This is a genomic window from Anoxybacillus sp. PDR2 (assembly GCF_009834045.1).
GTDB classification, from domain to species: domain Bacteria; phylum Bacillota; class Bacilli; order Bacillales; family Anoxybacillaceae; genus Anoxybacteroides; species Anoxybacteroides rupiense.
Genome location: NZ_CP047158.1, coordinates 2,537,710 through 2,560,437, shown reverse-complemented (window position 1 = coordinate 2,560,437; position 22,728 = coordinate 2,537,710). Strand labels below are relative to the sequence as shown.

26 protein-coding genes and 1 riboswitch are annotated in these 22,728 nt (G+C 43.5%); of the genes, 24 read left to right on the top strand and 2 right to left on the bottom strand.

The annotated features are described in order from the left end of the window. Window positions 1–187: 187 nt before the first annotated feature. The 13 genes from GRQ40_RS12310 to lysA all read left to right on the top strand — a co-directional run bounded on the left by GRQ40_RS12310 (window position 188) and on the right by lysA (window position 11,181). Window positions 188–1,489 carry a pyrimidine-nucleoside phosphorylase gene (locus GRQ40_RS12310; RefSeq protein WP_159720100.1) on the top strand — a complete coding sequence of 434 codons (1,302 nt, stop codon included), beginning with the start codon at window positions 188–190 and terminating at the stop codon, window positions 1,487–1,489. A 265-nt stretch (window positions 1,490–1,754) separates the two neighbouring features. Next, window positions 1,755–2,930, top strand: a complete 1,176-nt coding sequence (locus tag GRQ40_RS12305) for a D-alanyl-D-alanine carboxypeptidase family protein (RefSeq protein ID WP_159720099.1) — start codon at window positions 1,755–1,757, stop codon at window positions 2,928–2,930. A gap of 147 nt (window positions 2,931–3,077) precedes the next feature. Continuing rightward, window positions 3,078–3,416, top strand: coding sequence for an anti-sigma F factor antagonist (gene spoIIAA / locus GRQ40_RS12300; RefSeq protein WP_249218548.1), 339 nt, complete (start codon window positions 3,078–3,080; stop codon window positions 3,414–3,416). Continuing rightward, window positions 3,417–3,857 (top strand): anti-sigma F factor, encoded by a 441-nt coding sequence (gene spoIIAB, locus GRQ40_RS12295; protein ID WP_044742166.1) that lies wholly within the window; start codon window positions 3,417–3,419, stop codon window positions 3,855–3,857. It abuts the gene before it with no gap. A gap of 13 nt (window positions 3,858–3,870) precedes the next feature. Further along, a complete protein-coding gene (gene sigF / locus GRQ40_RS12290; RefSeq protein WP_044742167.1) occupies window positions 3,871–4,623 on the top strand; it encodes an RNA polymerase sporulation sigma factor SigF in 753 nt (250 codons plus the stop codon). A 119-nt stretch (window positions 4,624–4,742) separates the two neighbouring features. Further along, window positions 4,743–5,366, top strand: coding sequence for a stage V sporulation protein AA (locus GRQ40_RS12285; RefSeq protein WP_080862356.1), 624 nt, complete (start codon window positions 4,743–4,745; stop codon window positions 5,364–5,366). Next, entirely contained in the window at window positions 5,353–5,787 is a 435-nt protein-coding gene (locus GRQ40_RS12280; RefSeq protein WP_159720097.1) for a stage V sporulation protein AB, read from the top strand. The genes GRQ40_RS12285 and GRQ40_RS12280 overlap by 14 nt, the downstream gene beginning before the upstream one ends. Further along, window positions 5,784–6,218: a SpoVA/SpoVAEb family sporulation membrane protein gene (locus GRQ40_RS12275; RefSeq protein ID WP_159720096.1), complete on the top strand. Its 435-nt coding sequence runs from the start codon at window positions 5,784–5,786 to the stop codon at window positions 6,216–6,218. The genes GRQ40_RS12280 and GRQ40_RS12275 overlap by 4 nt, the downstream gene beginning before the upstream one ends. A 17-nt stretch (window positions 6,219–6,235) precedes the next feature. After that, window positions 6,236–7,246: a stage V sporulation protein AD gene (gene spoVAD, locus GRQ40_RS12270; protein ID WP_159720095.1), complete on the top strand. Its 1,011-nt coding sequence runs from the start codon at window positions 6,236–6,238 to the stop codon at window positions 7,244–7,246. A 3-nt stretch (window positions 7,247–7,249) separates the two neighbouring features. Beyond that, window positions 7,250–7,600: a SpoVA/SpoVAEb family sporulation membrane protein gene (locus GRQ40_RS12265; protein WP_159720094.1), complete on the top strand. Its 351-nt coding sequence runs from the start codon at window positions 7,250–7,252 to the stop codon at window positions 7,598–7,600. Between the two features lie 5 nt (window positions 7,601–7,605). After that, window positions 7,606–8,199 carry a stage V sporulation protein SpoVABEA gene (locus tag GRQ40_RS12260; protein ID WP_080862485.1) on the top strand — a complete coding sequence of 198 codons (594 nt, stop codon included), beginning with the start codon at window positions 7,606–7,608 and terminating at the stop codon, window positions 8,197–8,199. Continuing rightward, window positions 8,162–9,637, top strand: coding sequence for a spore germination protein (locus tag GRQ40_RS12255; protein WP_080862358.1), 1,476 nt, complete (start codon window positions 8,162–8,164; stop codon window positions 9,635–9,637). The genes GRQ40_RS12260 and GRQ40_RS12255 overlap by 38 nt, the downstream gene beginning before the upstream one ends. Window positions 9,638–9,861: 224 nt before the next feature. Next, window positions 9,862–11,181, top strand: coding sequence for a diaminopimelate decarboxylase (lysA, locus tag GRQ40_RS12250; protein WP_066145634.1), 1,320 nt, complete (start codon window positions 9,862–9,864; stop codon window positions 11,179–11,181). Between the two features lie 192 nt (window positions 11,182–11,373). Here lysA and GRQ40_RS12245 read toward each other — a convergent pair whose 3' ends face one another. Next, complete coding sequence (locus GRQ40_RS12245; RefSeq protein WP_044742175.1) at window positions 11,374–12,261, bottom strand: DUF1002 domain-containing protein; 888 nt, start codon at window positions 12,259–12,261, stop codon at window positions 11,374–11,376. A gap of 478 nt (window positions 12,262–12,739) precedes the next feature. On the opposite strand from GRQ40_RS12245, the gene GRQ40_RS12240 reads away from it, so the two are divergent. The 6 genes from GRQ40_RS12240 to GRQ40_RS12215 all read left to right on the top strand — a co-directional run bounded on the left by GRQ40_RS12240 (window position 12,740) and on the right by GRQ40_RS12215 (window position 18,072). Then, window positions 12,740–13,177 (top strand): peptidylprolyl isomerase, encoded by a 438-nt coding sequence (locus tag GRQ40_RS12240; protein WP_044742176.1) that lies wholly within the window; start codon window positions 12,740–12,742, stop codon window positions 13,175–13,177. A gap of 539 nt (window positions 13,178–13,716) precedes the next feature. Next, a riboswitch (FMN riboswitch) is annotated at window positions 13,717–13,852 on the top strand. 288 nt (window positions 13,853–14,140) lie between these two features. Then, window positions 14,141–15,226: a bifunctional diaminohydroxyphosphoribosylaminopyrimidine deaminase/5-amino-6-(5-phosphoribosylamino)uracil reductase RibD gene (ribD, locus tag GRQ40_RS12235; RefSeq protein WP_159720093.1), complete on the top strand. Its 1,086-nt coding sequence runs from the start codon at window positions 14,141–14,143 to the stop codon at window positions 15,224–15,226. Between the two features lie 14 nt (window positions 15,227–15,240). After that, window positions 15,241–15,891, top strand: a complete 651-nt coding sequence (ribE, locus tag GRQ40_RS12230) for a riboflavin synthase (RefSeq protein WP_159720092.1) — start codon at window positions 15,241–15,243, stop codon at window positions 15,889–15,891. Window positions 15,892–15,910: 19 nt separating this feature from the next. Beyond that, entirely contained in the window at window positions 15,911–17,104 is a 1,194-nt protein-coding gene (locus GRQ40_RS12225; protein WP_159720091.1) for a bifunctional 3,4-dihydroxy-2-butanone-4-phosphate synthase/GTP cyclohydrolase II, read from the top strand. A gap of 51 nt (window positions 17,105–17,155) precedes the next feature. Next, window positions 17,156–17,620, top strand: a complete 465-nt coding sequence (gene ribE / locus GRQ40_RS12220; protein ID WP_044742180.1) for a 6,7-dimethyl-8-ribityllumazine synthase — start codon at window positions 17,156–17,158, stop codon at window positions 17,618–17,620. A 104-nt stretch (window positions 17,621–17,724) separates the two neighbouring features. Beyond that, window positions 17,725–18,072 (top strand): GNAT family N-acetyltransferase, encoded by a 348-nt coding sequence (locus tag GRQ40_RS12215; protein ID WP_066145617.1) that lies wholly within the window; start codon window positions 17,725–17,727, stop codon window positions 18,070–18,072. A gap of 11 nt (window positions 18,073–18,083) precedes the next feature. Here GRQ40_RS12215 and GRQ40_RS12210 read toward each other — a convergent pair whose 3' ends face one another. Beyond that, window positions 18,084–18,599: a DUF309 domain-containing protein gene (locus tag GRQ40_RS12210; protein WP_159720090.1), complete on the bottom strand. Its 516-nt coding sequence runs from the start codon at window positions 18,597–18,599 to the stop codon at window positions 18,084–18,086. A gap of 259 nt (window positions 18,600–18,858) precedes the next feature. On the opposite strand from GRQ40_RS12210, the gene GRQ40_RS12205 reads away from it, so the two are divergent. The 5 genes from GRQ40_RS12205 (at window position 18,859) to GRQ40_RS12185 (ending at window position 22,501) form a co-directional block, all read left to right on the top strand. Continuing rightward, window positions 18,859–19,635, top strand: coding sequence for a segregation/condensation protein A (locus GRQ40_RS12205; protein WP_080862362.1), 777 nt, complete (start codon window positions 18,859–18,861; stop codon window positions 19,633–19,635). Next, entirely contained in the window at window positions 19,616–20,197 is a 582-nt protein-coding gene (gene scpB, locus GRQ40_RS12200; RefSeq protein ID WP_159720089.1) for an SMC-Scp complex subunit ScpB, read from the top strand. The genes GRQ40_RS12205 and scpB overlap by 20 nt, the downstream gene beginning before the upstream one ends. 349 nt (window positions 20,198–20,546) lie before the next feature. After that, the gene (locus GRQ40_RS12195) at window positions 20,547–20,966 is read left to right on the top strand and encodes a hypothetical protein (RefSeq protein WP_066145608.1); all 420 of its coding nucleotides are present in this window, start codon (window positions 20,547–20,549) and stop codon (window positions 20,964–20,966) included. Window positions 20,967–20,986: 20 nt separating this feature from the next. Then, window positions 20,987–21,478, top strand: coding sequence for a YpuI family protein (locus tag GRQ40_RS12190; RefSeq protein ID WP_066145605.1), 492 nt, complete (start codon window positions 20,987–20,989; stop codon window positions 21,476–21,478). A gap of 114 nt (window positions 21,479–21,592) precedes the next feature. Continuing rightward, window positions 21,593–22,501 (top strand): superoxide dismutase, encoded by a 909-nt coding sequence (locus GRQ40_RS12185; RefSeq protein ID WP_159720088.1) that lies wholly within the window; start codon window positions 21,593–21,595, stop codon window positions 22,499–22,501. The last annotated feature ends 227 nt before the right edge of the window (window positions 22,502–22,728 follow it).

Sequence of the window (22,728 nt, the reverse complement as noted above, 5' to 3'; positions counted from 1 at the left end):
TGATCATGAGCCGCTTCACAGGATGATGAATGAATCGGAAACAACGTCGTTCGGATTTTTGTCACGCATTTAGGTGGCAAAGACAATCCAGTGGAGCGGTCTTTAACCGCCGATGTTTCAAAGACCATTCGTCCCCTCTTTAGATAGTATTTGATAGAGAAAAAAATCAATGAAAAGGTGATTTTATATGAGAATGGTAGACTTAATTGCGAAAAAACGAGATGGCCAGTCTTTGACGAACGAAGAAATCCAATTTATCATAAACGGATATACCAATGGCGACATTCCGGATTATCAAATGAGTGCGTGGGCGATGGCGGTATTTTTTCGCGGAATGACAGAAGAAGAAACAGCCGCATTAACACTGGCAATGGTCCATTCTGGAGAAACGATTGATTTATCAAAAATAGAGGGAATAAAAGTGGATAAACATTCGACAGGAGGCGTAGGCGATACAACTACGCTCGTATTAGGCCCTCTTGTTGCTTCTGTTGGTGTGCCGGTAGCCAAAATGTCGGGGCGTGGGCTTGGCCATACCGGTGGCACGATTGATAAATTAGAATCGGTGCCAGGATTTCATGTGGAAATAAATAACGATCAATTTATCGAATTGGTTAACCAAAATAAAATTGCGGTCATTGGTCAAACAGGCAATCTAACTCCGGCTGATAAAAAGCTTTATGCGCTTCGAGATGTAACGGCAACAGTCAACAGCATTCCTTTAATTGCTTCATCCATTATGAGCAAAAAAATTGCCGCAGGAGCCGATGCGATTGTATTAGATGTCAAAACAGGGGCTGGAGCATTTATGAAAGATTTGGAGGATGCCAGAGCGTTAGCTGAAGCGATGGTGGAAATCGGAAAGCGTGTAGGCCGGAAAACAATGGCTATTATTTCAGATATGAGCCAGCCTCTTGGTTATGCAATTGGAAACGCGTTGGAAGTGAAAGAAGCCATTGATACGCTCAAAGGAGAAGGACCGGAAGATCTGCAAGAGCTCTGCCTTGTGCTCGGAAGCCATATGGTCTATTTGGCAGAGAAAGCGGCGTCTTTAGAGGAAGCGCGGGCCATGCTGGAAAAAGCCATGCAAGATGGCTCTGCATTAAATACATTTAAAAAGTTCTTGGCTGCTCAAGGGGGAGATGTGTCTGTCATCGATGATCCGTCCAAACTGCCGCAGGCGAAATATCAAATAGAGCTAATCGCACAAGAAGATGGCTATGTAACAGAGATTGTTGCCGATGCAGTCGGTACAGCGGCAATGCTGCTTGGCGCTGGGCGGGCGACAAAGGAATCGTCCATCGACTTGGCGGTTGGGCTTGTGTTGCGCAAAAAAATCGGAGATGCTGTTCATAAAGGGGAATCGCTTGTGACGATTTATAGCAATAGCGAACAAGTGGATGAAGTAAAGAACATGTTATATGAAAACATCAAAATTACTCCAGAGCCTGTTCAAGCACCAACGCTGATTTATGACAAAATTTTATAAACTGAGGGTCTATGCGTCCCTCAGTTTTTTTTTTTGGGACAAACAGTGATCGATTTGCTTTTCAACATGATGAAATCTAAGCATTTTCGTTTGCGGACTAGCGTGCTTTAACAAGTTGTGTAGATCGAAAGTCATAGTTTGAAACCATCATGACAGCCGACGTTTTTGGCTGATCGCATAAATTAGCTTCTCTCACCACTCTCCACATGTATAAAAAAATAAAAATTGGAAAAGATGGCATGTATAAAGAATGGAGGGTTGGGAGATGAAGAAAGCCATTATTGGTTTGCTGCTCATGATTTGTTGGACGATACCAATATCAACAGGAGTTCAAGCAGCTGAAAAACAAGCGAGTCCAAATGCGGATCTCGTCAGTCAAGCAAAATCGGCTATTTTAATTGAACGCGATACAGGGACCATCTTGTATGAAAAAAACGTTCACCAAAAGTTGCCTCCTGCCAGCATGACAAAAATTATGACTATGCTGCTGATTATGGATGCAATCGATCAAGGAAAGCTCAAATGGAATGAAAAGGTGCGAGCAAGCGAATATGCCGCATCAATGGGAGGCTCACAAATTTTTTTAGAGCCTAGTGAAGAAATGACCGTTGATGAGCTTATGCGCGGAATTGCGATTGGTTCTGGTAATGATGCAGCAGTAGCGATGGCAGAACGAATTGCTGGCTCCGAGAAGGCTTTCGTAGAAATGATGAATAAAAAAGCAAAACAGATGGGGCTTAAGGATACCGTCTTTAAAAACGCCACCGGTTTGCCTGCGGAAGGTCATTATAGTAGCGCATACGATATGGCGATGATGGCAAAGGAACTATTAAAATATGACGAGGTTACGAAATATACGGGAAAATATGAAGATTATTTACGGGAAAATACAGACAAAAAATTTTGGCTTGTGAATACAAACCGTCTTGTGAAGTTTTATCCGGGAGTGGATGGAGTGAAGACCGGTTTCACAGCGGATGCAAAATATTGTTTAACAGCCACAGCCAAAAAAGATGGTATGCGTGTGATTGCCGTCATATTTGGGGCACCGACGCCAAAGGAACGCAATGAACAAATTACCAAATTATTAGATTATGCCTTTAGTCAATATCAAACCCATCCTGTTTATAAACGTAATGAAGTAATCAGCCACGTCAAGATCAGCAAAGGAAAGAAAAAGGAAGCTGAACTGGTGACAGCAGAGCCGATTTCTGTATTGACGAAAAAGGGAGCTAATGTTAAGGATATTCAGAAAGTGGTGAAGCTCAAGGAGAATGTAAAGGCGCCGATTCAAAAAGGAGAAGAGCTTGGCACGCTTGTTTTAAAGCAGAATGGAAAAAAACTTCTAGAGAGCCCGCTTGTTGCTAAGCAATCTGTCCAAGAAGCTAGTTGGTGGGATTTATGGAAGCGGACGCTGAGTTCGTTTGTCAAATCTGCTTAAATAAACAAATAGCGTCGATTTCTGTAGATTTTGCTCTACTTTTTTTGGATTCGCACTAGTTTTGTCAAACGGCAGGACTTCCCCGTCATTTTAGAGAAATAGTTCCATATCTGAAATGACAAGGGGGAAAGTGTAGTGAGTCTAGTGATGGACTTTGAAGTGAGACAAGATGTGTTGCTCATTCGACTTGCCGGTGAGCTCGACCATCATACAGCGGAAGAGCTGCGGGAAAAAGTGACCGATACTCTTGAAAAAGAACATATTCATCATATTGTCTTTAATCTTGAAAATTTAATGTTTATGGATAGCTCCGGACTTGGCGTTATTTTAGGGCGCTATAAGCAAATCAAAAATTTGGGTGGAGAAATGATCGTTTGTTCTGTTTCTCCAACTGTTAAACGATTGTTTGATATGTCCGGGCTATTTAAAATTATCCGTCTAGAAGAAGATGAACAATTTGCATTACAGACATTGGGGGTGGCGTAAATGAGAAACGAAATGCACCTCCAATTTTCGGCACTTAGTCAAAACGAATCGTTTGCCCGTGTAACGGTGGCCGCATTTGTTGCCCAGCTTGATCCAACAATGGATGAACTGACAGAAATCAAAACGGTTGTGTCAGAAGCGGTGACCAACGCGATTATTCACGGGTACAACAATGATCCAAACGGAATGGTCTATATTTCTGTTGTGATAGAGGAGGGGGCTGTCCGCATTACAATCAGAGATGAAGGAGCGGGAATCGCGGACATTGAAGAGGCGCGGCAGCCATTGTTTACAACGAAACCTGAATTAGAACGATCGGGAATGGGGTTTACCATTATGGAAAACTTCATGGATGAAATCTCGATTCACTCGGAAGTGAACAAAGGGACAACTGTTCATTTAACGAAATATATTACGAAAAGCAAAGCGTTATGCAATTAAGGGAGACATGCCTATGGATGTCGATGTCAAGCAAGAACAGACGCCAATTAAGGATCAGGCAATGAAAGAGCTGATTCGACGCAGCCAAGAAGGCGACCAAGCAGCGCGTGATGAAATTATTCAAAAAAATATGCGGCTTGTTTGGTCTGTTGTCCAGCGTTTTTTGAATCGCGGCTATGAGCCGGATGATTTATTTCAAATCGGCTGTATCGGATTGCTCAAATCGGTGGATAAATTTGATTTATCGTATGATGTTAAATTTTCAACCTATGCAGTGCCAATGATTATTGGCGAAATTCAGCGGTTTATTCGAGATGATGGAACCGTGAAGGTGAGCCGTTCTCTCAAAGAAACGGGCAATAAAATACGCAAGGCAAAGGATGAATTATCCAAACGTCATGGGCGTGTGCCGACCGTAACGGAAATTGCCGAATATTTACAAATTTCACCTGAAGAAGTCGTGCTTGCTCAAGAAGCAAGCCGATCCCCGGCGTCCATTCACGAAACGGTCTATGAAAACGATGGCGATCCCATCACTCTTCTTGATCAAATCGCTGACCAAGATGAAGATTCGTGGTTCGATAAAATTGCGTTAAAAAAAGCAATAGAAGAGTTGGATGAGCGAGAACGGCTGATTGTATATTTGCGTTATTACAAGGATCAAACGCAATCAGAAGTGGCATCTAGATTAGGCATCTCTCAAGTGCAAGTATCACGACTGGAAAAGAAGATTTTACAGCAAATGAAACAAAGAATGGATGAGTAAGCATCCATTCTTTTTCTTTTTTATAGAATTGATGGTAATTGACATCAAACCGAATGATTCCTTTTTTGTCCAAACATACTATTCATTAAGAAATTAATGAGGTTGAGGGTGTGAGGCAAATGGAAAAAGCCGTATTTGTGAAATTGCGCCACCGTGTTCAAGTCAAACCTGATGATGTCATATTGGTAGGAGATGTGGCGCAAATCATTGCTAGTGATAAGCAAATGCTTCAGCAATTAAAGCGAATTCCTTTATATCGTATCCAACGAAGCGACAAAAATATTGTCATTGTCGATGTAATGAAAGTGGTGGACGCAATTGTCCGTTTTGATCCTTCATTAGAAATTCAAACGATCGGTTCAGCTCAAACGATTGTAGAGGTGGTATATCCGAAACGGACGATTTCATTTGCCTATTTTTTAGCGGTTTGGCTGCTGCTTTTTATTGGCTCGGCCATCGCGATTATTAATTTTCATGAAGATGTGAGTATGCAGGAAACGCATCAGCATTTATACACGATCATTACAGGGGAAAAAGCCGACAAGCCTCTTCTCTTCCAGATTCCCTATTCGATTGGTCTGGGATTAGGGATGATTATCTTTTTTAATCATGTGTTTCGTAAGCGAATTAACGAAGAACCGAGTCCTCTCGAAGTCGAAATGTTCAATTATCAGCAATCGCTCGATCAATATGTGATTTTACATGAAAATAAGGAAAGCATGAAGCAAATTGACGACCGTTAAGGCGATTGCTGTTATCGTGATTGGCTTAGCGGGAGGACTGGCGGTAGGCACAGGATTTGTGGCTTTTTTGGCCGTTCTCGGCGTAATCCCAAGACTGACACAATTAACGAAAACAATGAAATGGATTTATGCCTATGAATGGAGTGCTGTTTTTGGAGCAGTAACTGGCGGATGGATGAGCCTTCGTTCTTCTGCTTTAGATATCTCTAAATATTGGCTTATTCCGTTAGGCTTATTTAGCGGAGTATTTATTGGGATGTTGGCAGCAGCGCTGACAGAGGTGCTGAATGTGTGGCCTATTTTAGCCAAACGGATCGGGATGGTAGATAAAATTATTTTATTGATGATGGCCCTTGTCTTCGGAAAAGTGTTTGGCTCTTTATTTTATTGGATGTATTTTGTAGAGGTGATGTCATTATGAAACTGCGCGATCATTACCAGCAGGCTGTCAGAAAATTTCAGCCTAAGCCTTCCTATTTAGCAAATAGCTTTCAAGCATTTATCAGCGGCGGTTTGGTTTGTGCCGGCGCAGAGGGGCTGCGGGCGTTATATATGAATAGTTGGGGATTTTCATCAGATGCTGCTCAACATTTAATGATGTTAACCGTCATGGGCTTAGCTGTTTTGCTGACAGCCATGGGACGATATGATACCCTTAGCCAATTTGCTGGTGCCGGCGCGACCGTGTTGCTTACCGGCTTTGCGAATTCATTAGCGAGCGCGGCTATGGAGCATCGAACAGAAGGATGGGTTGGCGGAATCGCTAATCATATGTTTAAAATCGGCGGTGCCGTCATCGTCTATGGAATGGTCATTGCCTATATTTTAGGAGTGATTTATTCCATCGTGTAAATGAAAGGGGGAGTTCTGTGCGACTTGTTGGAAAACAAACGTGGGTATTTGAGAACAATATATATATTCAGGCAACAGGAACGGCAGTTGGCCCTTTTGAAGCGGACGGCCCCCTTGGAAAGCAATTTGATGTAGGATATCGCGATTTGTATTGCGGAGAGAAAACATGGGAGCTTGCGGAGCGGCGTCTGATGAAAGAAGCGATTACTATTTGCATGAATAAAGGAAATGTGACAGCAAATGAAATTGATGTGTTTCTTGCCGGGGATTTATTAAATCAAAATGTTACAGCCAATTATACAGCGCGTGAGATTCCGATTCCGTTTTTATGCATGTTTGGAGCGTGCTCTACTTCGATGGAAACGCTGGCCGTCGGGGCGGCTCTTGTCGATGGGGGCTTTGCCAGACAAGCGCTTGTGGCAACAAGCAGCCATAATGCGACAGCAGAGCGGCAATTTCGTTATCCAACGGAGCTTGGTATTCAAAAACCGAAAAGTGCAACATTTACAGTAACTGGAGCGGGGGCAGCGCTTATCGGCAACCAAAAGGGCCGATTTCGAGTGACGGCGGCTACCATTGGAAGAGTGATCGATGCCGGCTTAAAAAATCCGATGGATATGGGAGCGGTGATGGCGCCGGCCGCTGCCCACACGATCGAGCAGCACTTTTTGGACTTAAATCGTTCGCCCGCTGATTATGACTTGATTGTAACAGGGGATCTATCAGGAATCGGCAGTGTGATTGTCAAAGAATTATTGATGGAAGCAGGCTATGATATCACGGATGGTTACAGCGATTGCGGGCTCATGATCTACCGGCCGGATCAAAGAAAATTTGCCGGCGGAAGCGGGTGTGCCTGCTGTGCGGTTGTTACGTATGGCCATTTATTAAGAGAAATGGAAAAGGGGACGTTTCGCAAAATATTTGTTGTCGCAACAGGAGCGTTATTAAGTCAGACTATGATTCAGCAAAAACAATCGATTCCAGCGATTGCTCACGGCGTTGTGATCGAATCGGTAGGAGGATGAGAAATGGACTATTGGATGGCCTTTTTAGTGGGTGGAGCGATCTGTGGGGCGGCTCAATGGCTGATGGATCGCGCCAATATATCGCAAATCCATATGCTTGTCGGACTTGTAAGCATCGGTGCTCTGCTGGGAGCACTTGGTGTATATGACCAATTAGTAGAGGTCGCAGGCGCGGGCGCTTTGCTGCCAATGAGCGGCTTCGGCTATTTGCTTGCCAAAGGGATCGCGTCCCATGAAGCTGGACAAGGATGGATGAATATGGGGGCCAACATGTTCCAATATATTGGTCTCGAGCTTTCATTTGTCATTACGCTATCATTTGTCGCGGCCCTTATTTGCAAACCAAGGGGATAACGATGATGAAAAAAAGACGGGTCATTATTGTAACAGATGGCGATGATTTTGCGTGGCGGACGATTCAGCATATTGCGAAGGAAATTGGCGGCCGCTGCATTAGCCGCTCTCGGGGGAATCCATCAAAACTGACAGGTGAACAGCTCGTGGAGCTTATTTTACAGACGCCGTATGATCCTGTATTTGTGATGTTTGATGATTGTGGAGCAGTCGGTGAAGGCGCAGGCGAACAGGCGCTAAAGTACGTGGCGACCCATAAACAAATTGAGGTGATGGGGGCTATTGCAGTCGCCTCCAATACTCACCAGAATGAATGGACAAAGGTACATGTCAGCATTGATCGAAATGGAAAATTGACAGAGCGCGGAGTGGATAAAGAAGGAATCCAAGAAATGGAGTTGGGGCGTATCAATGGTGATACCGTTTATTGCTTAGAGCAGCTACCCATTCCGATTATCGTTGGTATCGGTGATATCGGAAAGATGGGCTATCGCGACCACGTTAAATACGGTTCGCCCATTACAAAAAAAGCGGTTGAGGTTATTTTAGAAAGGAGTGAAAATGGTGGCAACAGACACAAACAGCATCCCGATTTTTGAAAAGCTTACGGATAATGAAGCCTATTTAAAAGAGAAAATCGGGATTGGAACAAGCTTTGATTTAGGAATTCGCAAAGTCTATGTGCTAACGAGAGAGGTGCACATTTATTATTGTAACGGCCTGTGTGATACACAATATTTAATTGAACTGCTTAAACAAATTGTGCAAATTAATGATAACGAGCGCCAAGAAGCTCGAGCGAAGCAAATTCTTGCTAATCGTCTTGTCCATCAGCAAGTCAGTCCCGTTCAAGATTTGAATGATGCGATTAATCAATTGTTGTCAGGGCTTATCATCATTTTAATGGAAGGGGAAACAAGCGGATTTGTCGTTGATGTCCGCAGTTATCCAGGCCGTCAGCCGCAAGAGCCCGATACGGAAAAAGTCGTACGCGGAGCACGCGACGGCTATGTTGAAAATATTATTGTCAATACGGCATTAACGCGGCGCCGCATTCGTGACGAACGGTTGCGCTTTGAAATTATGCAAGTAGGCGAACGTTCCAAAACGGATGTATGCATTGCTTATATTAAGGATGTAGCGGATCCTGGATTAATTGAGCTTGTAAAAAAAGAAATTCAACAAATTAAAATTGATGGTTTAACGATGGCGGACAAAACGATTGAAGAATTTTTAGTCAAGCAGGGATATAATCCATATCCCCTTGTGCGATATACGGAGCGTCCTGACGTAGCCGCAACTCATTTATTAGAAGGACATGTCATTATTATGGTGGACACTTCACCAAGCGTGATTATTACGCCGACCACTTTTTTTCATCATGTGCAGCATGCCGAGGAGTATCGGCAAAATCCTGCGGTTGGAACGTTTGTGCGCTGGGTGCGGTTTCTAGGCATTTTAGCCTCCATCTTTCTATTGCCGCTTTGGATTTTATTTGTGCTAGAACCTTCCTTGTTGCCCGACAAAATGGCATTTATCGGACCAAATAAACACACAAATATTCCAGCCATTGTCCAAATTTTCCTTGCTGATTTCGGGATTGAATTTTTGCGAATGGCAGCTATTCATACGCCGACCTCGTTATCAACAGCCATGGGATTGATTGCGGCTGTATTAATTGGGCAAATTGCGATTGATGTCGGCTTGTTTGTGCCTGAAGTCATTTTATATGTCTCTATTGCTGCGATTGGCTCATTTGCTACACCAAGCTATGAATTAAGCATTGCTAATAAAATCGCCCGTCTCCTGCTCGCTTTAGCAGTGGCTATATTTAAAGTGCCAGGGCTTATTATCGGAACGACCATTTATTTAATTTGGTTAGTTCGAATTCGTTCGCTGAACACCCCGTATTTGTGGCCATTTATTCCGTTTGATCCAGCTGCGTTTATGCAAATTGTTGTTCGCCGTTCACTGGCGGGCGGAAAAGTGCGACCAAGCATTGTTCATCCGCAAAATCAGCAAAGACGCCCCGTGTAAGGAGGGTCTCTTGGTTGCTGAAAGATTTTGCTGAATGAGGAAACAATAAAAATAACGGATTATTCACATTTGTATTGCAACTTTTTTTATTTTATGGTACGTTATACGTAATCTTTTCCGCAGAAAAGGCAGTTAATCCCTATTTGTTAACTGTCTTTTTTGCTTTCAGATCGCATAAAAATTTGTGGTTTTGAATATTTAATCTTTCGGAATGAGGGATCGGCATGTTTTTTTACGGAACGAGTCGTGTGAATGACAAAGGACATTTAGAAATTGGCGGTGTTGATACTGTTGATCTCGCAAAGGAATATGGAACGCCGCTGTATATTTATGACGTGGCGTTAATTCGCCAGCGCGCCCGCGCGTTTAAAGAAACGTTTGAAAAGTACGGGGTAAAAGCGCAAGTGGCGTATGCTAGCAAAGCGTTTTCGACGGTTGCTATGGTTCAATTAGTGGAGGAAGAAGGATTATCGCTTGATGTAGTGTCTGGCGGAGAGCTATATACAGCCCTAAAAGCGGATTTCCCTCCTGAGCGCATCCATTTCCACGGGAATAATAAAAGCCGCCAAGAGCTGGAAATGGCGTTGGCGCATGGTGTCGGCTGTATTGTAATAGATAATTTTTATGAATTGCAGCTGCTCGAACAAATTTGTGCAGAAAGAGGAATGACGGCATCTGTTTTAATTCGGGTAACACCAGGAATTGAAGCGCATACTCATGATTATATTTTGACAGGTCAGGAAGATTCTAAATTCGGCTTTGACTTAAACAATGGACAGGCTGATCGCGCGTTAAAGCAAGCCTTATCTTCTCCATCGTTCCACGTGCTGGGGATTCATTGTCATATTGGTTCACAAATTTTTGAAACAACAGGCTTTGTGCTGGCGGCGCAAAAAATTTTCCACAAAATCGCCGATTGGAAAGAGGTCTATGATTTTGTTCCGAAGGTTGTCAATCTTGGCGGCGGTTTTGGAATTCGCTATACAAATGAAGATACGCCTCTTCCGGCTGCGGAATACGTAGAAAATATTATTGCTGAAGCAGCAAAACAGGCAGCAGAGCTGGGCATTGCTATGCCGGAAATTTGGATTGAGCCAGGCCGTTCGCTTGTCGGTGATGCCGGAACCGCGATTTATTCGATCGGTTCGCGCAAAGAAGTGCCTAATGTGCGTCATTATGTGGCTGTTGATGGGGGAATGAGTGACAATATTCGGCCAGCATTGTATGAAGCAAAATATGAAGCAGTGTTGGCGAATCGAGTTCTTGATGAGAAGCAAGAGGTTGTGGCGATTGCCGGAAAATGCTGTGAATCAGGTGACATGCTGATCTGGGACTTGCCGCTGCCAAAGACAGAAGCAGGTGATTATTTGGCTGTATTTTGCACCGGGGCATATGGCTATTCGATGGCGAATAACTATAATCGCTTGCCTCGCCCGGCTGTTGTTTTTGTTGAAAACGGCGAGGCGCAGCTCGTCGTTCGCCGAGAAACGTATGAGGACTTAGTTCGTTTAGACGTGCCATTACGGGCGAAAGTCAATAGATGACCATGCTATAGGAATATCACAATGAAGGTACATTGGATATCACGTACTCCTTGAAATGAAAACGTGTGATAAAACAAAGAAAAAATCGCTCAAACGTGTAGAGCGATAATTAGCTATTGACCGATTAAGCTACAAGCCTATTGTATGGATATGCGAAACGGCCAAAAGGTGCCCTGCTTGGGCACCTTTTGGTCATTGTTGCTGCTGATTGGATGAAGTAAACACGGATTTGATGGCATTCCAAATTTCTTTCAAAATATCGATGATATTCTGAATAAATGTTTTTCCTTCTTCTGAGTTCAAAAAGGTGGAAATCTTGTTTTTTGCTTTGCTAAGTTGATCGTTGACTTGATTCCAGTCAATGTTGAGATTCTTCATTTTATTAAATAATGATATTAGACTATTGATTTCATCCTGAGTGAGCGTAATTCCTAAATCCTTGGCCGCTTTTTCGATAAGGGAGCGCAAATCCGCGTCGGTTTGCGGCGGATTTTTGGCCATTTCTTCTTTAATTCTTGTTAAAAGGGCAACGGCTTGATCGTTTCCAATCGATTTGCCCAGCTGGGCGGTTTTTACCATTTCTTCATTTGCCACTTTTTTTACATCGTCAGGAATCACTTTATCGGATGAAAGCTCGTACGCTTTCATTAAACCGGTTAGCGCTGCGGTACCTGAAACAGGGAAAGGAGCTGTAATATAAATTTTAGCATCCTTGACACCTGCCGTGATGAGCGCGTTTGTATACATTTCCTTTGTGACCCAAGTAATATTATGCGTTTCTACATCAAGGCCGGAACCATTCGCTCCAATTGTAATCATAGATGATGAAATGGCTTTTGTGCCAATTTGCGCTTTTGGAATTAGGCCATCCAGATATTTATGCTCTTCTGTGTTTGACACGGTAATGGTTTGAGCATTTTCCGGAGCGTTCATTTCATTTAATACTTGCTGCTTTTGTGAGTCGGTTAAGTTTTCTCCAAGTGTAATAATAACATCGCCTTCTGCTGCATCCGCCGCTGCCGCTATCGGATACGCAAGGAGCAAAGACGCCATGAGACAGCCTATCAAGGTCCGTTTCATTCTTGCAACCTCCTTATTCTTTCTTTATTTCCACCATTCCTATTCTACATGCAAATGGAATAAGATAGAAGCGAAATGATGCGTATAAATGCCACTTGCTCTATGAGCAGCGGGATGAATATAGCGCTCGTTCATTTTGTCTTTTAGTTGTGTTTTATATAAAAGAGCACTAATGTTAATTATCCATTATTTTACTTGAAAGCAAAATGATCGGGCTTAACACTCGTTTTTCTGCTTCTTTCTCGAACAGGGAATGTCAGTGAACAACATCATTTGCTTACAAAGCGCTCCTTGTTCAAGAAGGGCATGCCCTAGTCGGCAAGCAAATCGGTTTGCCGGCTTCAGCAGAAAAGCGAGGAATCTAGTACGATCCGTTGGTTTTTATTGAATCCTCAACACGCCCGATAAAATGACTTGCTTTTTTTGTGTAACAAACAATGGTATGATAAGGGAGTATGAAAGAAAGGAGAATGAGAAAATGGCAAAAAAGGGTCATATTTTACTGGAAAACGGTGCAAAAATTGAGTTTGAATTATTTCCAAATGAAGCCCCAAAAACAGTGGCAAACTTTGAAAAGTTAGCAAATGAAGGGTTTTATAATGGCTTAACGTTCCATCGCGTCATCCCTGGCTTTGTCAGCCAAGGCGGTTGTCCGCGCGGAAATGGAACCGGCGATGCGGGCTATACGATTCCGTGTGAAACGGACAACAATCCTCATCAGCATAAAGAAGGAGCGATTTCGATGGCGCATCGCGGCCGTGATACAGGAAGCTGCCAATTTTTCATTGTTCATGAGCCGCAGCCGCATTTAGATGGAGTACATACCGTTTTTGGTCAAGTGACGTCAGGAATGGACGCGGTCAAAGCGATGAAAAATGGCGATGTAATGAAAGAAGTTAAGGTGTGGGAAGAGTAAAAGTTTTTACTCGTAGTATTAGTTGGGCATCACGATAAGGATAGGGATACCTCAATATTTGTCTTAGCGTGAACAAGTGATGGCATGATTTCGATGGCCGACGCTTGTTCACGTTTTGGCGTGAACAAGGCAAGTCATAGACTTGCCCTTTTTGGATCGTAGGTTTGTACAAATTGCGGTTTGTTCATATTTATACAGCAAAAGAGCAACCAACCCGATTGTATTGGATACCACCAATACAACTTTATATGGAAGGAAAGTGGTTTTTGAGCGTGAAGTGTTTCCGCTTTGTTTAGAACGACAGGGAAATAGGCTGCTGGGAACGCGCAATTTTTATAGAAGCTTAACAGGATGAACGGTGTTGAGCTTTTTTGAAAGGATGAGGAAACGATGAAGAAAAATTGGATCCTGTTCTTTGCTCTGCTCGGTGTCAGCTTGATTTGGGGGCTTATTTATTGGTTATTCATAGCGAAGTGAGTGCGTGAGCATAGACAAACGATTGGATTGTGATATAATGATAAAAAATTACATAATCGTTTTGTATCCTTCGGGGCAGGGTGTAATTCCCGACCGGCGGTATTGAAACCGATGCGTTTCTAAGCCCGCGAGCCGAAATAGGCACGATCCGGTGCGATTCCGGAGCCGACAGTATAGTCTGGATGGGAGAAGGATCACATAAAGGCAGCACATTGCCGTAAGCGGAGCAGCACCAAAACCGTTTTTCCTTGCACTGTCAATGTGAATGGTAGATGTAGTGCTCCCCATAGTGGAGGTGTTTACTGAAAAAACGGAACAAATATTCGTGTTTGATGTCCGGTTTTGTTTTAGAACGGTGTTGTTCATGAAATGTGCAGCTTTTTTGGCATGCAAAACAAACATGTCAGTTTGTGGTTCTTACATATTTCTGCCCTGGGAGATGCGATTCCTAGGGCTTTCTTTATGGTAAAAAAGGAGGGATGGAACATGCAGAGCGATGAACGGTATATGCGTTTGGCGCTTGAAATGGCTAAAATAGGAAGCGGACAAACCTCTCCGAATCCAGCGGTAGGGGCAGTTGTGGTGAAAAATGGAGAAATCGTCGGTTTGGGCGCCCACTTAAAAGCTGGAGAGCCACATGCTGAGGTTCATGCCATTCGCATGGCGGGAGAAAAAGCCGCTGGTGCGACAGTTTATGTTACGCTTGAACCTTGCAGCCATTTTGGAAAAACGCCTCCATGCGCAGATTTGCTAGTGGAAGCAAAAGTAGCGCGCGTTGTCATCGCTACGACGGATCCAAATCCGCTTGTAGCTGGGAAGGGGATGGAAAGGCTAAAACAGGCAGGAATTGAGGTTGTGCTCGGTACGTTGAAAGAAGAGGCCGATGAGTTAAACCGTGTCTTTTTTCACTATATCACGACAAAAACTCCATTTGTTACATTAAAATACGCAAGCAGCTTAGATGGAAAAATCGCGACGAAAACAGGTGATAGCAAATGGATTACTTCAGAAGCCGCGAGAGAGGATGTGCACCGCTATCGAGCCGCAAATGATGCGATTTTAGTGGGGGTTAATACGATCATGGCTGATAACCCTCATTTAACGACGAGATTACCTGAAGGCGGGAAAAGTCCGATTCGGATTATTCTCGATACAGACTTGCGCACACCGCTTCATGCAAACGTGATATCTAATGATGAAGCGGAAACATGGATGGTTGTCGGCAGTCAAGTATCCAGCGAACGCATGGCCTTATACCAAAGATCGCATGTGCGAGTCATGCAAATGAACCAGCCGCATATCGACATTTGGGAGATGTTGCGCATGCTAGGGGAGCATAAAATTACTTCTCTCTTTGTGGAAGGAGGGTCACGCATTCACGACAGCTTTGTGCGCAGCCGAGCCTTTCAAGAAATTGTTGCCTATTTTGCGCCGAAGTTGATTGGCGGCCATGAAGCGCCTACTCCGGTTGGCGGCACAGGGATTTTGCGCATGGCAGAAGCGGCTGAATTAGCGATTAAGCGCGTTGAAATGGTTGGACCGGATATCAAGGTTATTGCCATACCAAAATAAAGAGGTGGAACATCATGTTTACCGGAATCATTGAAGAAATGGGTACGATTGAACAAATGAATCACTCAGGAGAAGCGATTACGGTTACGATTCGTGCGGAAAAGGTGCTTGAAGATGTCCGATTGGGCGATAGTATGGCGGTTAATGGGGTATGCTTAACAGTAACATCATTTACCGCTCGTTCCTTTACAGTTGATGTGATGCCAGAAACCATTCGAGCCACCTCATTGCGCATGTTGTCAAAAGGGTCAAAAGTCAATCTAGAGCGGGCGATGGGAGCAGGCGGACGGTTTGGCGGCCATTTTGTATCCGGGCATGTTGATGGAGTTGGCGAGATTATCAACAAGAAACCGGTTGCCAACGCTGTGTATTATGAAATTAAAATTCCAAGAGAACTGCGAAGCTATATGATTTTGAAAGGTTCCGTCGCTGTTGACGGGACGAGCTTAACGATTTTTGGATTGACCGATGATACATTTACGATTTCGCTGATTCCGCATACGCGTGCCGAAACGATATTGGGCGATAAGCAAGTTGGCGATATCGTCAATATTGAGTGCGATCTCATTGGCAAATATGTAAAGCAATTTGTAGAAGGAAACAAAGCAGCGAAGGAACAGGGCGCGATTACCCTTGAATTTTTAGAAGAGCATGGATATAAATGAACGGAAAGGTGGGGACGACATGTTCGATACGATCGAAGAAGCCATTTATGAGCTCATGCAAGGAAATGTCATCATTGTTTGTGATGATGAGGATCGAGAAAATGAGGGGGATTTTGTTGCATTAGCTGAAAAAGCGACACCTGAAGTCATTAACTTTATGATTAAATATGGACGTGGGCTTGTCTGCGTACCAATCACAGAAGAGCTGGCAGATAAGTTGGATTTAGTGCCGATGGTCAACCATAATACAGATGCGCACGGAACGGCTTTTACTGTAAGCATCGACCATAAATCAACGACAACAGGAATTAGCGCATATGAGCGTTCCACAACGATTCGGGAGCTTTTGAATCCAAATGCGAAAGCAAGCGACTTTAAACGACCGGGCCACATTTTTCCGCTTGTGGCGAAAAAGGGAGGCGTTTTGCGGCGCGCCGGACATACGGAAGCAGCAGTTGATTTGGCTCGTCTATGCGGGGCAAAGCCAGCCGGTGTCATTTGTGAAATCATTAAGGAAGACGGGGAAATGGCCCGCGTACCGGATTTGCGAAAAATAGCCGATGAATTTGATTTGAAAATGATTACGATTAAAGATTTAATTCAATACCGCAACAAAAAAGAGAAGTTAGTAAAAAGAGAAGTAGAAATTACCTTGCCGACGGAATTTGGCGAGTTTAAAGCGATCGGCTACACAAACTCAGTTGATGGAAAAGAGCATATCGCGCTTGTCAAAGGGGAAGTGATTCCCGATGAACCAATACTTGTCCGCGTTCATTCCGAATGTTTAACCGGAGATGTATTCGGCTCATATCGTTGCGATTGCGGTCCACAGCTTCATGCAGCTTTGCGGCAAATTGAAGAGGCAGGAAGAGGCGTTTTATTGTATATGCGTCAAGAAGGACGCGGAATCGGCTTATTGAACAAACTTCGCGCCTATAAGCTTCAGGAACAAGGATACGATACGGTTGAAGCGAATGAAAAGCTAGGCTTTCCAGCTGATTTGCGCGATTACGGAATTGGCGCTCAAATTTTAAAAGATTTAGGCGTAACGAAAATGCGATTACTTACGAACAACCCGCGCAAAATCGCCGGATTGAAAGGATATGATTTAGAAGTGGTTGAGCGCGTGCCATTGCAATTGCCAACGAAAAAGGAAAATGAGAAATATTTAAAGACGAAATATGAGAAGCTAGGGCACATGCTTCATTTTTGACGGACTAAGCATCATTTTGATTATGATTGAAAAAAATAGGAGGAGATTTGGATGAAAGTAATGGAAGGAAATTTAGTTGGGACAGGATTAAAGATCGGAATTGTGGTTTCTCGTTTTAATGAATTTATCACAAGCAAATTGCTTTCAGGGGCGCTAGATGGCCTTAAACGGCATGGTGTCGACGAAAATGAGGTTGCCGTTGCTTGGGTGCCAGGAGCCTTTGAAATTCCGCTTGTGGCGAAAAAAATGGCGGAATCTAAGCAGTATGATGCAGTCATTGCGCTTGGAACGGTGATTCGCGGTGCAACAAGCCACTATGATTACGTATGCAATGAGGTAGCTAAAGGAATTTCGCACGCATCCTTAACAACCGGGACACCTGTCATTTTTGGCGTATTAACGACCGATACGATCGAGCAAGCGATTGAGAGAGCGGGAACAAAAGCGGGCAATAAAGGCTGGGAAGCTGCTGTAGGCGCGATTGAAATGGCGAACCTGCTTCGCTCTTTTTCATAGAAAGAGTTCACAAGAGAGCAAATAGCGTTTATAATACGTAATGAGAAAACGGCTTTTGCGCTTTTCTGCCGCAGAAAAGTATCGCCAGTAATGAGGGGTTTTTTATGTTAATTCGTTATCGAAAAAACTATGAAAAAATTGCGATGGGGCTTCTGTCGTTTATGCCGACAGAAAAAGACTTGAAAAAGTTGCAGCAAACAATTAAGCAATATGAGACGAGCGACGACTGGCAGCTGTTTTTATGGAAAAAGGAAGAAGACATTCTTGGGAGTATTGGTATTTTATTATCGGGTGAGCATGTAGCGGAAATTCAGCATATTAGCGTGAACCCTTCGCATCGTCATCAAGGGATCGGAAAGCAAATGGTAAAGGCATTAAAAGAATTATATCCGGATCGCGAGTTAAGGGCGAATGAGTATACAGCTGCATTTTTAGACAAGTGTGAGCTGTAGGAAGAGGCGGCCTAGTGTTTAGGCCGTCTCTTTTTTTGCTTGCTTTGCATGCGGGCAGCGATCACATCAGAGCGGTCGCGCAAAGCATGCTTATGGAGCAAAAATTCATTGCGAAGATCGCTTTCTTTGCCCCAGGCTCCTCCTCTTTTTTGGCAATATTCCAAGCATTTGGCGAGCAGTGCTTCATCAGCGATCGGCAAGTTGATGCTTTGATATGTTTCCCCTTGTTCGACCCGTTGAATGTACCATTGTAGAAGCTGCTCCAGCTGTTCATAATGGATGCCAAGCTGTTCCACCGCTTCTTTTTCTCGATGAAGAAGCAAAGCTGCCTTTTTCATCATGCGTTTTGCTCCTTGGACGTTATTGCGGCGATGATGATAAAGCGCTACAGCTATTTGAATCAGCCCTACCCACACGGGTCTTTTGTGATCCTGCTTCCAATGCTCTTCTAATATTTCATGACATTCAAAATAGTCACGGTCTGTATGAAAGTGAAACAAATAATCGATATATGCATCCGTGTACAAAATAGCCACCTTCTTTTCTATGACGAATCCAAATGGTTTTTTGGTATGATATCTTTCTCAAATAAAAACAGAGAGAGGGATGAGCGAAACGGCAACGGTGGGCTTTATTCGCTCTCGCAGTCGGCGCCGCTTAGATGAATTGAGCCACAGCCTGCTTTCTTGCTTCTAATCATATTGTATCATAGGATCGGGAAAAATTTGCTTGGACAACATGCAATTATCATCTATACTTAACGGTAGTGTCATTATAAATGGTGGGATGAATGTGCAGTACAATGTAAAAATTGATGCGTTTGAAGGTCCGCTTGACCTGTTGTTGCATTTAATTAACCGATATGAAATTGATATTTATAATATTCCGGTTTCGGAAATCACCGATCAATATATGGAATATATTCATGCTATGCAGGAGCTGCAGCTTGATATTGCAAGTGAATATTTAGTGATGGCAGCGACGCTGCTGGCCATTAAAAGCAAAATGCTGCTTCCTAAACATGAAGAGGAACTACTTGATGAAGAAATCAGCGACTTAGCCGAAGATCCGCGCGAAGAGCTTATGCACCGTCTATTGGAATACAAAAAATATAAAGAAGCGGCTCATGAGCTGAAAAAGAGAGAGGAAGATCGCTCTCTTTTATTTACAAAACCGCCAAGTGATATGAGTGCTTATGCATCAGAGCTGGAAATAGAAAAACGGCCTCTTGATGTTACCGTCTATGACATGCTTGGTGCTCTATCAAAGCTTTTACGCCGGAAAAAGTTGCAGAAGCCGCTCCATACAAAAGTGGCGCGTCAGGAAATTCCCATTGAACGGCGAATGGAGGAAATTTTGGAGGAATTGCAGAAAACAAAGACGCGGAAAAGCTTTTTTGATTTATTTCCGTATTATGACCGTGAGCATATTGTTGTCACCTTTTTAGCGATTTTAGAGCTTATGAAGAAAGATTTAATCATTATTGAACAGGAACGGAATTTTGCTGACATTTTCATTGCGAGCAATGAAAGGATGGAACATCATGGAAATGAACGGCTATAAAGCCATTATCGAGGGATTGTTATTTGCTGCTGGAGATGGGGGACTATCGTTGAAACAAATCGCGATCGTCCTTGAAATTTCAGAGGAACAAGCGATCAGCGTACTTGATGAACTGAAGGCCGACTACAGCAAAGCGGATCGCGGCATCCAATTAATTGAGCTTGCGGGTGTATATCAGCTTGCTACGAAGAAAGAGCATGCTCCATATTTAAAAAAGCTTGTCGAAGCGCCGGGCTCTTCCTCTTTATCACAGGCAGCGCTTGAGACTCTTGCGATTATCGCCTATCGTCAGCCGATTACGCGAGCAGAAATCGAAGAAATTCGCGGCGTTAAAAGCGATAAACCGCTGCAAACGCTGATCGCGAAAGCGCTTGTGAAGGAAATAGGAAGGGCGGAAGGAACAGGACGACCGATTTTATATGGAACAACAAAGGAATTTCTTGATTATTTTGGATTAAAGACGATTGAAGAGCTGCCGCCGCTTCCAGAATTGAATGAAGAGGAAGAAACGGAGAGAGAGGCTGATTTATTCTTCGGAAAATTTGAAGAAACTTTTAAATAATCAAAATAATTATGATAAGATAAACTTATAAAAACAAGATAATAGACGCAGTTAATGAAACATCCAGTCATGCCGATTTTTTTCTTATCAGACCTATTTGTAAATATTTACCTGAAAAAGAGCGCCGGTGAATGAGGCTCGTGACATAGGATCAACGCGTTTGCCAACAGTTTGAATCCAATCTTCTCTATTTGCATGATGTAACATTTGGATAAACAAGAGGATGATGGTGTATTTCGACGGCTGGCGGTCGACGCAAATGGCTTCACGGGCTGCCATGGCTGTCGGTGTCAAAAGTCCTTCCTTCGGTTCTGCAAAGCTGCATTTGTAAATAAAGGAGGCATGGATCATGCGCATTCGCCGCTGCAAAGGGTATGAATTAGAAAAAGCGCAACCGAATACATCGGAGGATTTTTTCAATCGCTCTGAGGTGACATTTGTAGAAGATGGGGTGGAGCGGACGTTGCATGTTTTATATGTGCGCTATTTTGATGAATGGTTTTCATCATTGACTCCATATGAACAAAACCCTATTTTTGCCGTCCATGAGCGTGAGGTTTATTTTAAAGATATTGTGGCGCTTGTATGTTTGCTGCAAAATCCGGACTTTCGTCATCGAAAGCGGGTTTATATCAATGATGAAACGGAGTTTCGTCGCTATTTTGCGCAAATGGAATATGAGAAGCTTCCTGAACTTTTTGCCAGCTTGGAAACAAAAGGGGAGTATGAGCTTCCATCACCGCTTTTGTTTATAAAACAACCATCATAAAATGGGGGGGCTTTATTTATATGGGAAATTCCATTGTCATGAGCCAGACCAAGCAGGTCGAGGCGTTTCTGGAACAAACGGTTCAAACCATTTCACACTATCTAAATGAAACAACGCTGACGGGGTTATTAAAGGAGCAGGAGGATGGAAAGCGAACATATAATGAGCTGCTGCTTTCCAATTTGCGCCGTCTCGTTGTTTATTGCGAGGAAGGGCTGGAAGCGTGCCGAGTGGTGTTGAATGATGAGCCATTTCGCAAAGCGGCAGCTGAAAAAATTCTGTATCGCATTTATCATTCATGCATTACTGAGTTTTTTGCGCCGAAAAACGATGTGTGGTATGAAGATAGCCGCTCTGCTTATACCGGACGAAATTCAATTAAATTTCGGGAGGTTCCTCCTCCTTCTTTTCAGGCGCTGATTGCTTCGCTTGAAGGCCCGTTTCAAACGATCCGCGAAGAGCTGGAATTTTACGAAACCGATTATCGAACCAAAATGATTCAATCGAAATAGCGAGAACATCATCCGCTTTCTAAAATAAGGAAAGCGGATGTTTTTTTGTGGGAGAGATGAACCATTTTTTTCATTCGTCATAGGATAATGGCGAATAAAAAAGAGGAGGTTGCCATGGAAAAACAAGCTCAACTTCGGGAATATATCGATCAGGTGGCTGAATGGGCGAAGCAATTGGAAGCATGGTGGAGGGGGCATGATCATCCCGATATTCACTACGATTTTAATAGACTATGGAGTCGTTTGGAGGAGCAAGAGGAATGGACAGACGTGGAAGTGTATGAGCTGCAAGGAATGGCTACTCAGCTTTATGAAAAAACCGTGCGGTTGATTCAAGAACAACAGCTGGATTCGGTAGCCGATAGAGAAAACGAGATGGAGGAACAGAGAGAAGCGCGTGTCCCAATCGGTAGGCATCAATTGCCGCCGCTTCCTTATCGCTATGATGCACTTGAACCCCATATTTCCGAAGAAATTATGCGCCTGCATCATACAAAACATCATCAAAGCTATGTCGACGGATTAAATCAAGCGGAAAAAATGATGCAAAAAGCGCGGGAAACTAATCAATATGGTTTGCTGAAGCATTGGGAGCGCGAGGCTGCATTTCATGGATCTGGACATTATTTGCATACGATTTTTTGGAACAATTTGACGCCTAATGGCGGCGGAAATCCACACGGTAGGCTGCTTGAGCAAATAAAAGAGGATTTTGGAAGTGTGGAGCGCTTTAAGCGACATTTTACGGAAGCAGCCAAAAGCGTCGAAGGTGTGGGATGGGCTATTCTTGTTTGGGCGCCGCGTCCTGGACGTTTAGAAATTTTACACACAGAAAAGCACCAATTCATGACGCAATGGGATACGATTCCTTTGCTTGTGCTTGATGTTTGGGAACACGCCTATTATCTGCAATATAAAAATGACCGTTCTGCCTATATTGAAAGCTTTTGGAAGATTGTGAACTGGCGCGATGTCGAGGAGCGATTTGCTCAAGCGAGCCGTCTACGTTGGAAGCCATTTTAACACCATCCATCGAGAAGCCTCCCACCTCTACACGAAGGGAAGATGGGGGAGGTTCATTCTATACGAAGAGAAGGATGTTCCAAAAGAAAGGGACGTCTTTTTTATTATAAAGATGGAACGAATGGTGTCTGTAAAAAGCACGGTGACAAACATCTCATGATTGTCATTCGATTGGGCTATCGGATCTTCAGACAAAGATTCTAGACCGTTTTCCCACCTTGCCAATG

Coding starts and splice junctions, on each gene's coding strand:
- spoIIAB (WP_044742166.1), top strand. CDS start 3,417: ATGAGAAACGAAATGCACCTCCAATTTTCGGCACTTAGTCAAAACGAA.
- GRQ40_RS12190 (WP_066145605.1), top strand. CDS start 20,987: ATGGGAAATTCCATTGTCATGAGCCAGACCAAGCAGGTCGAGGCGTTT.
- GRQ40_RS12275 (WP_159720096.1), top strand. CDS start 5,784: ATGAAACTGCGCGATCATTACCAGCAGGCTGTCAGAAAATTTCAGCCT.
- ribD (WP_159720093.1), top strand. CDS start 14,141: ATGCAGAGCGATGAACGGTATATGCGTTTGGCGCTTGAAATGGCTAAA.
- GRQ40_RS12215 (WP_066145617.1), top strand. CDS start 17,725: ATGTTAATTCGTTATCGAAAAAACTATGAAAAAATTGCGATGGGGCTT.
- GRQ40_RS12245 (WP_044742175.1), bottom strand. CDS start 12,261: ATGAAACGGACCTTGATAGGCTGTCTCATGGCGTCTTTGCTCCTTGCG.
- GRQ40_RS12260 (WP_080862485.1), top strand. CDS start 7,606: ATGAAAAAAAGACGGGTCATTATTGTAACAGATGGCGATGATTTTGCG.
- GRQ40_RS12265 (WP_159720094.1), top strand. CDS start 7,250: ATGGACTATTGGATGGCCTTTTTAGTGGGTGGAGCGATCTGTGGGGCG.
- ribE (WP_159720092.1), top strand. CDS start 15,241: ATGTTTACCGGAATCATTGAAGAAATGGGTACGATTGAACAAATGAAT.
- sigF (WP_044742167.1), top strand. CDS start 3,871: ATGGATGTCGATGTCAAGCAAGAACAGACGCCAATTAAGGATCAGGCA.
- GRQ40_RS12240 (WP_044742176.1), top strand. CDS start 12,740: ATGGCAAAAAAGGGTCATATTTTACTGGAAAACGGTGCAAAAATTGAG.
- ribE (WP_044742180.1), top strand. CDS start 17,156: ATGAAAGTAATGGAAGGAAATTTAGTTGGGACAGGATTAAAGATCGGA.
- GRQ40_RS12285 (WP_080862356.1), top strand. CDS start 4,743: ATGGAAAAAGCCGTATTTGTGAAATTGCGCCACCGTGTTCAAGTCAAA.
- scpB (WP_159720089.1), top strand. CDS start 19,616: ATGGAAATGAACGGCTATAAAGCCATTATCGAGGGATTGTTATTTGCT.
- GRQ40_RS12185 (WP_159720088.1), top strand. CDS start 21,593: ATGGAAAAACAAGCTCAACTTCGGGAATATATCGATCAGGTGGCTGAA.
- spoIIAA (WP_249218548.1), top strand. CDS start 3,078: ATGGACTTTGAAGTGAGACAAGATGTGTTGCTCATTCGACTTGCCGGT.
- GRQ40_RS12225 (WP_159720091.1), top strand. CDS start 15,911: ATGTTCGATACGATCGAAGAAGCCATTTATGAGCTCATGCAAGGAAAT.
- GRQ40_RS12310 (WP_159720100.1), top strand. CDS start 188: ATGAGAATGGTAGACTTAATTGCGAAAAAACGAGATGGCCAGTCTTTG.
- GRQ40_RS12255 (WP_080862358.1), top strand. CDS start 8,162: ATGGTGGCAACAGACACAAACAGCATCCCGATTTTTGAAAAGCTTACG.
- GRQ40_RS12195 (WP_066145608.1), top strand. CDS start 20,547: ATGCGCATTCGCCGCTGCAAAGGGTATGAATTAGAAAAAGCGCAACCG.
- GRQ40_RS12205 (WP_080862362.1), top strand. CDS start 18,859: ATGAATGTGCAGTACAATGTAAAAATTGATGCGTTTGAAGGTCCGCTT.
- lysA (WP_066145634.1), top strand. CDS start 9,862: ATGTTTTTTTACGGAACGAGTCGTGTGAATGACAAAGGACATTTAGAA.
- GRQ40_RS12305 (WP_159720099.1), top strand. CDS start 1,755: ATGAAGAAAGCCATTATTGGTTTGCTGCTCATGATTTGTTGGACGATA.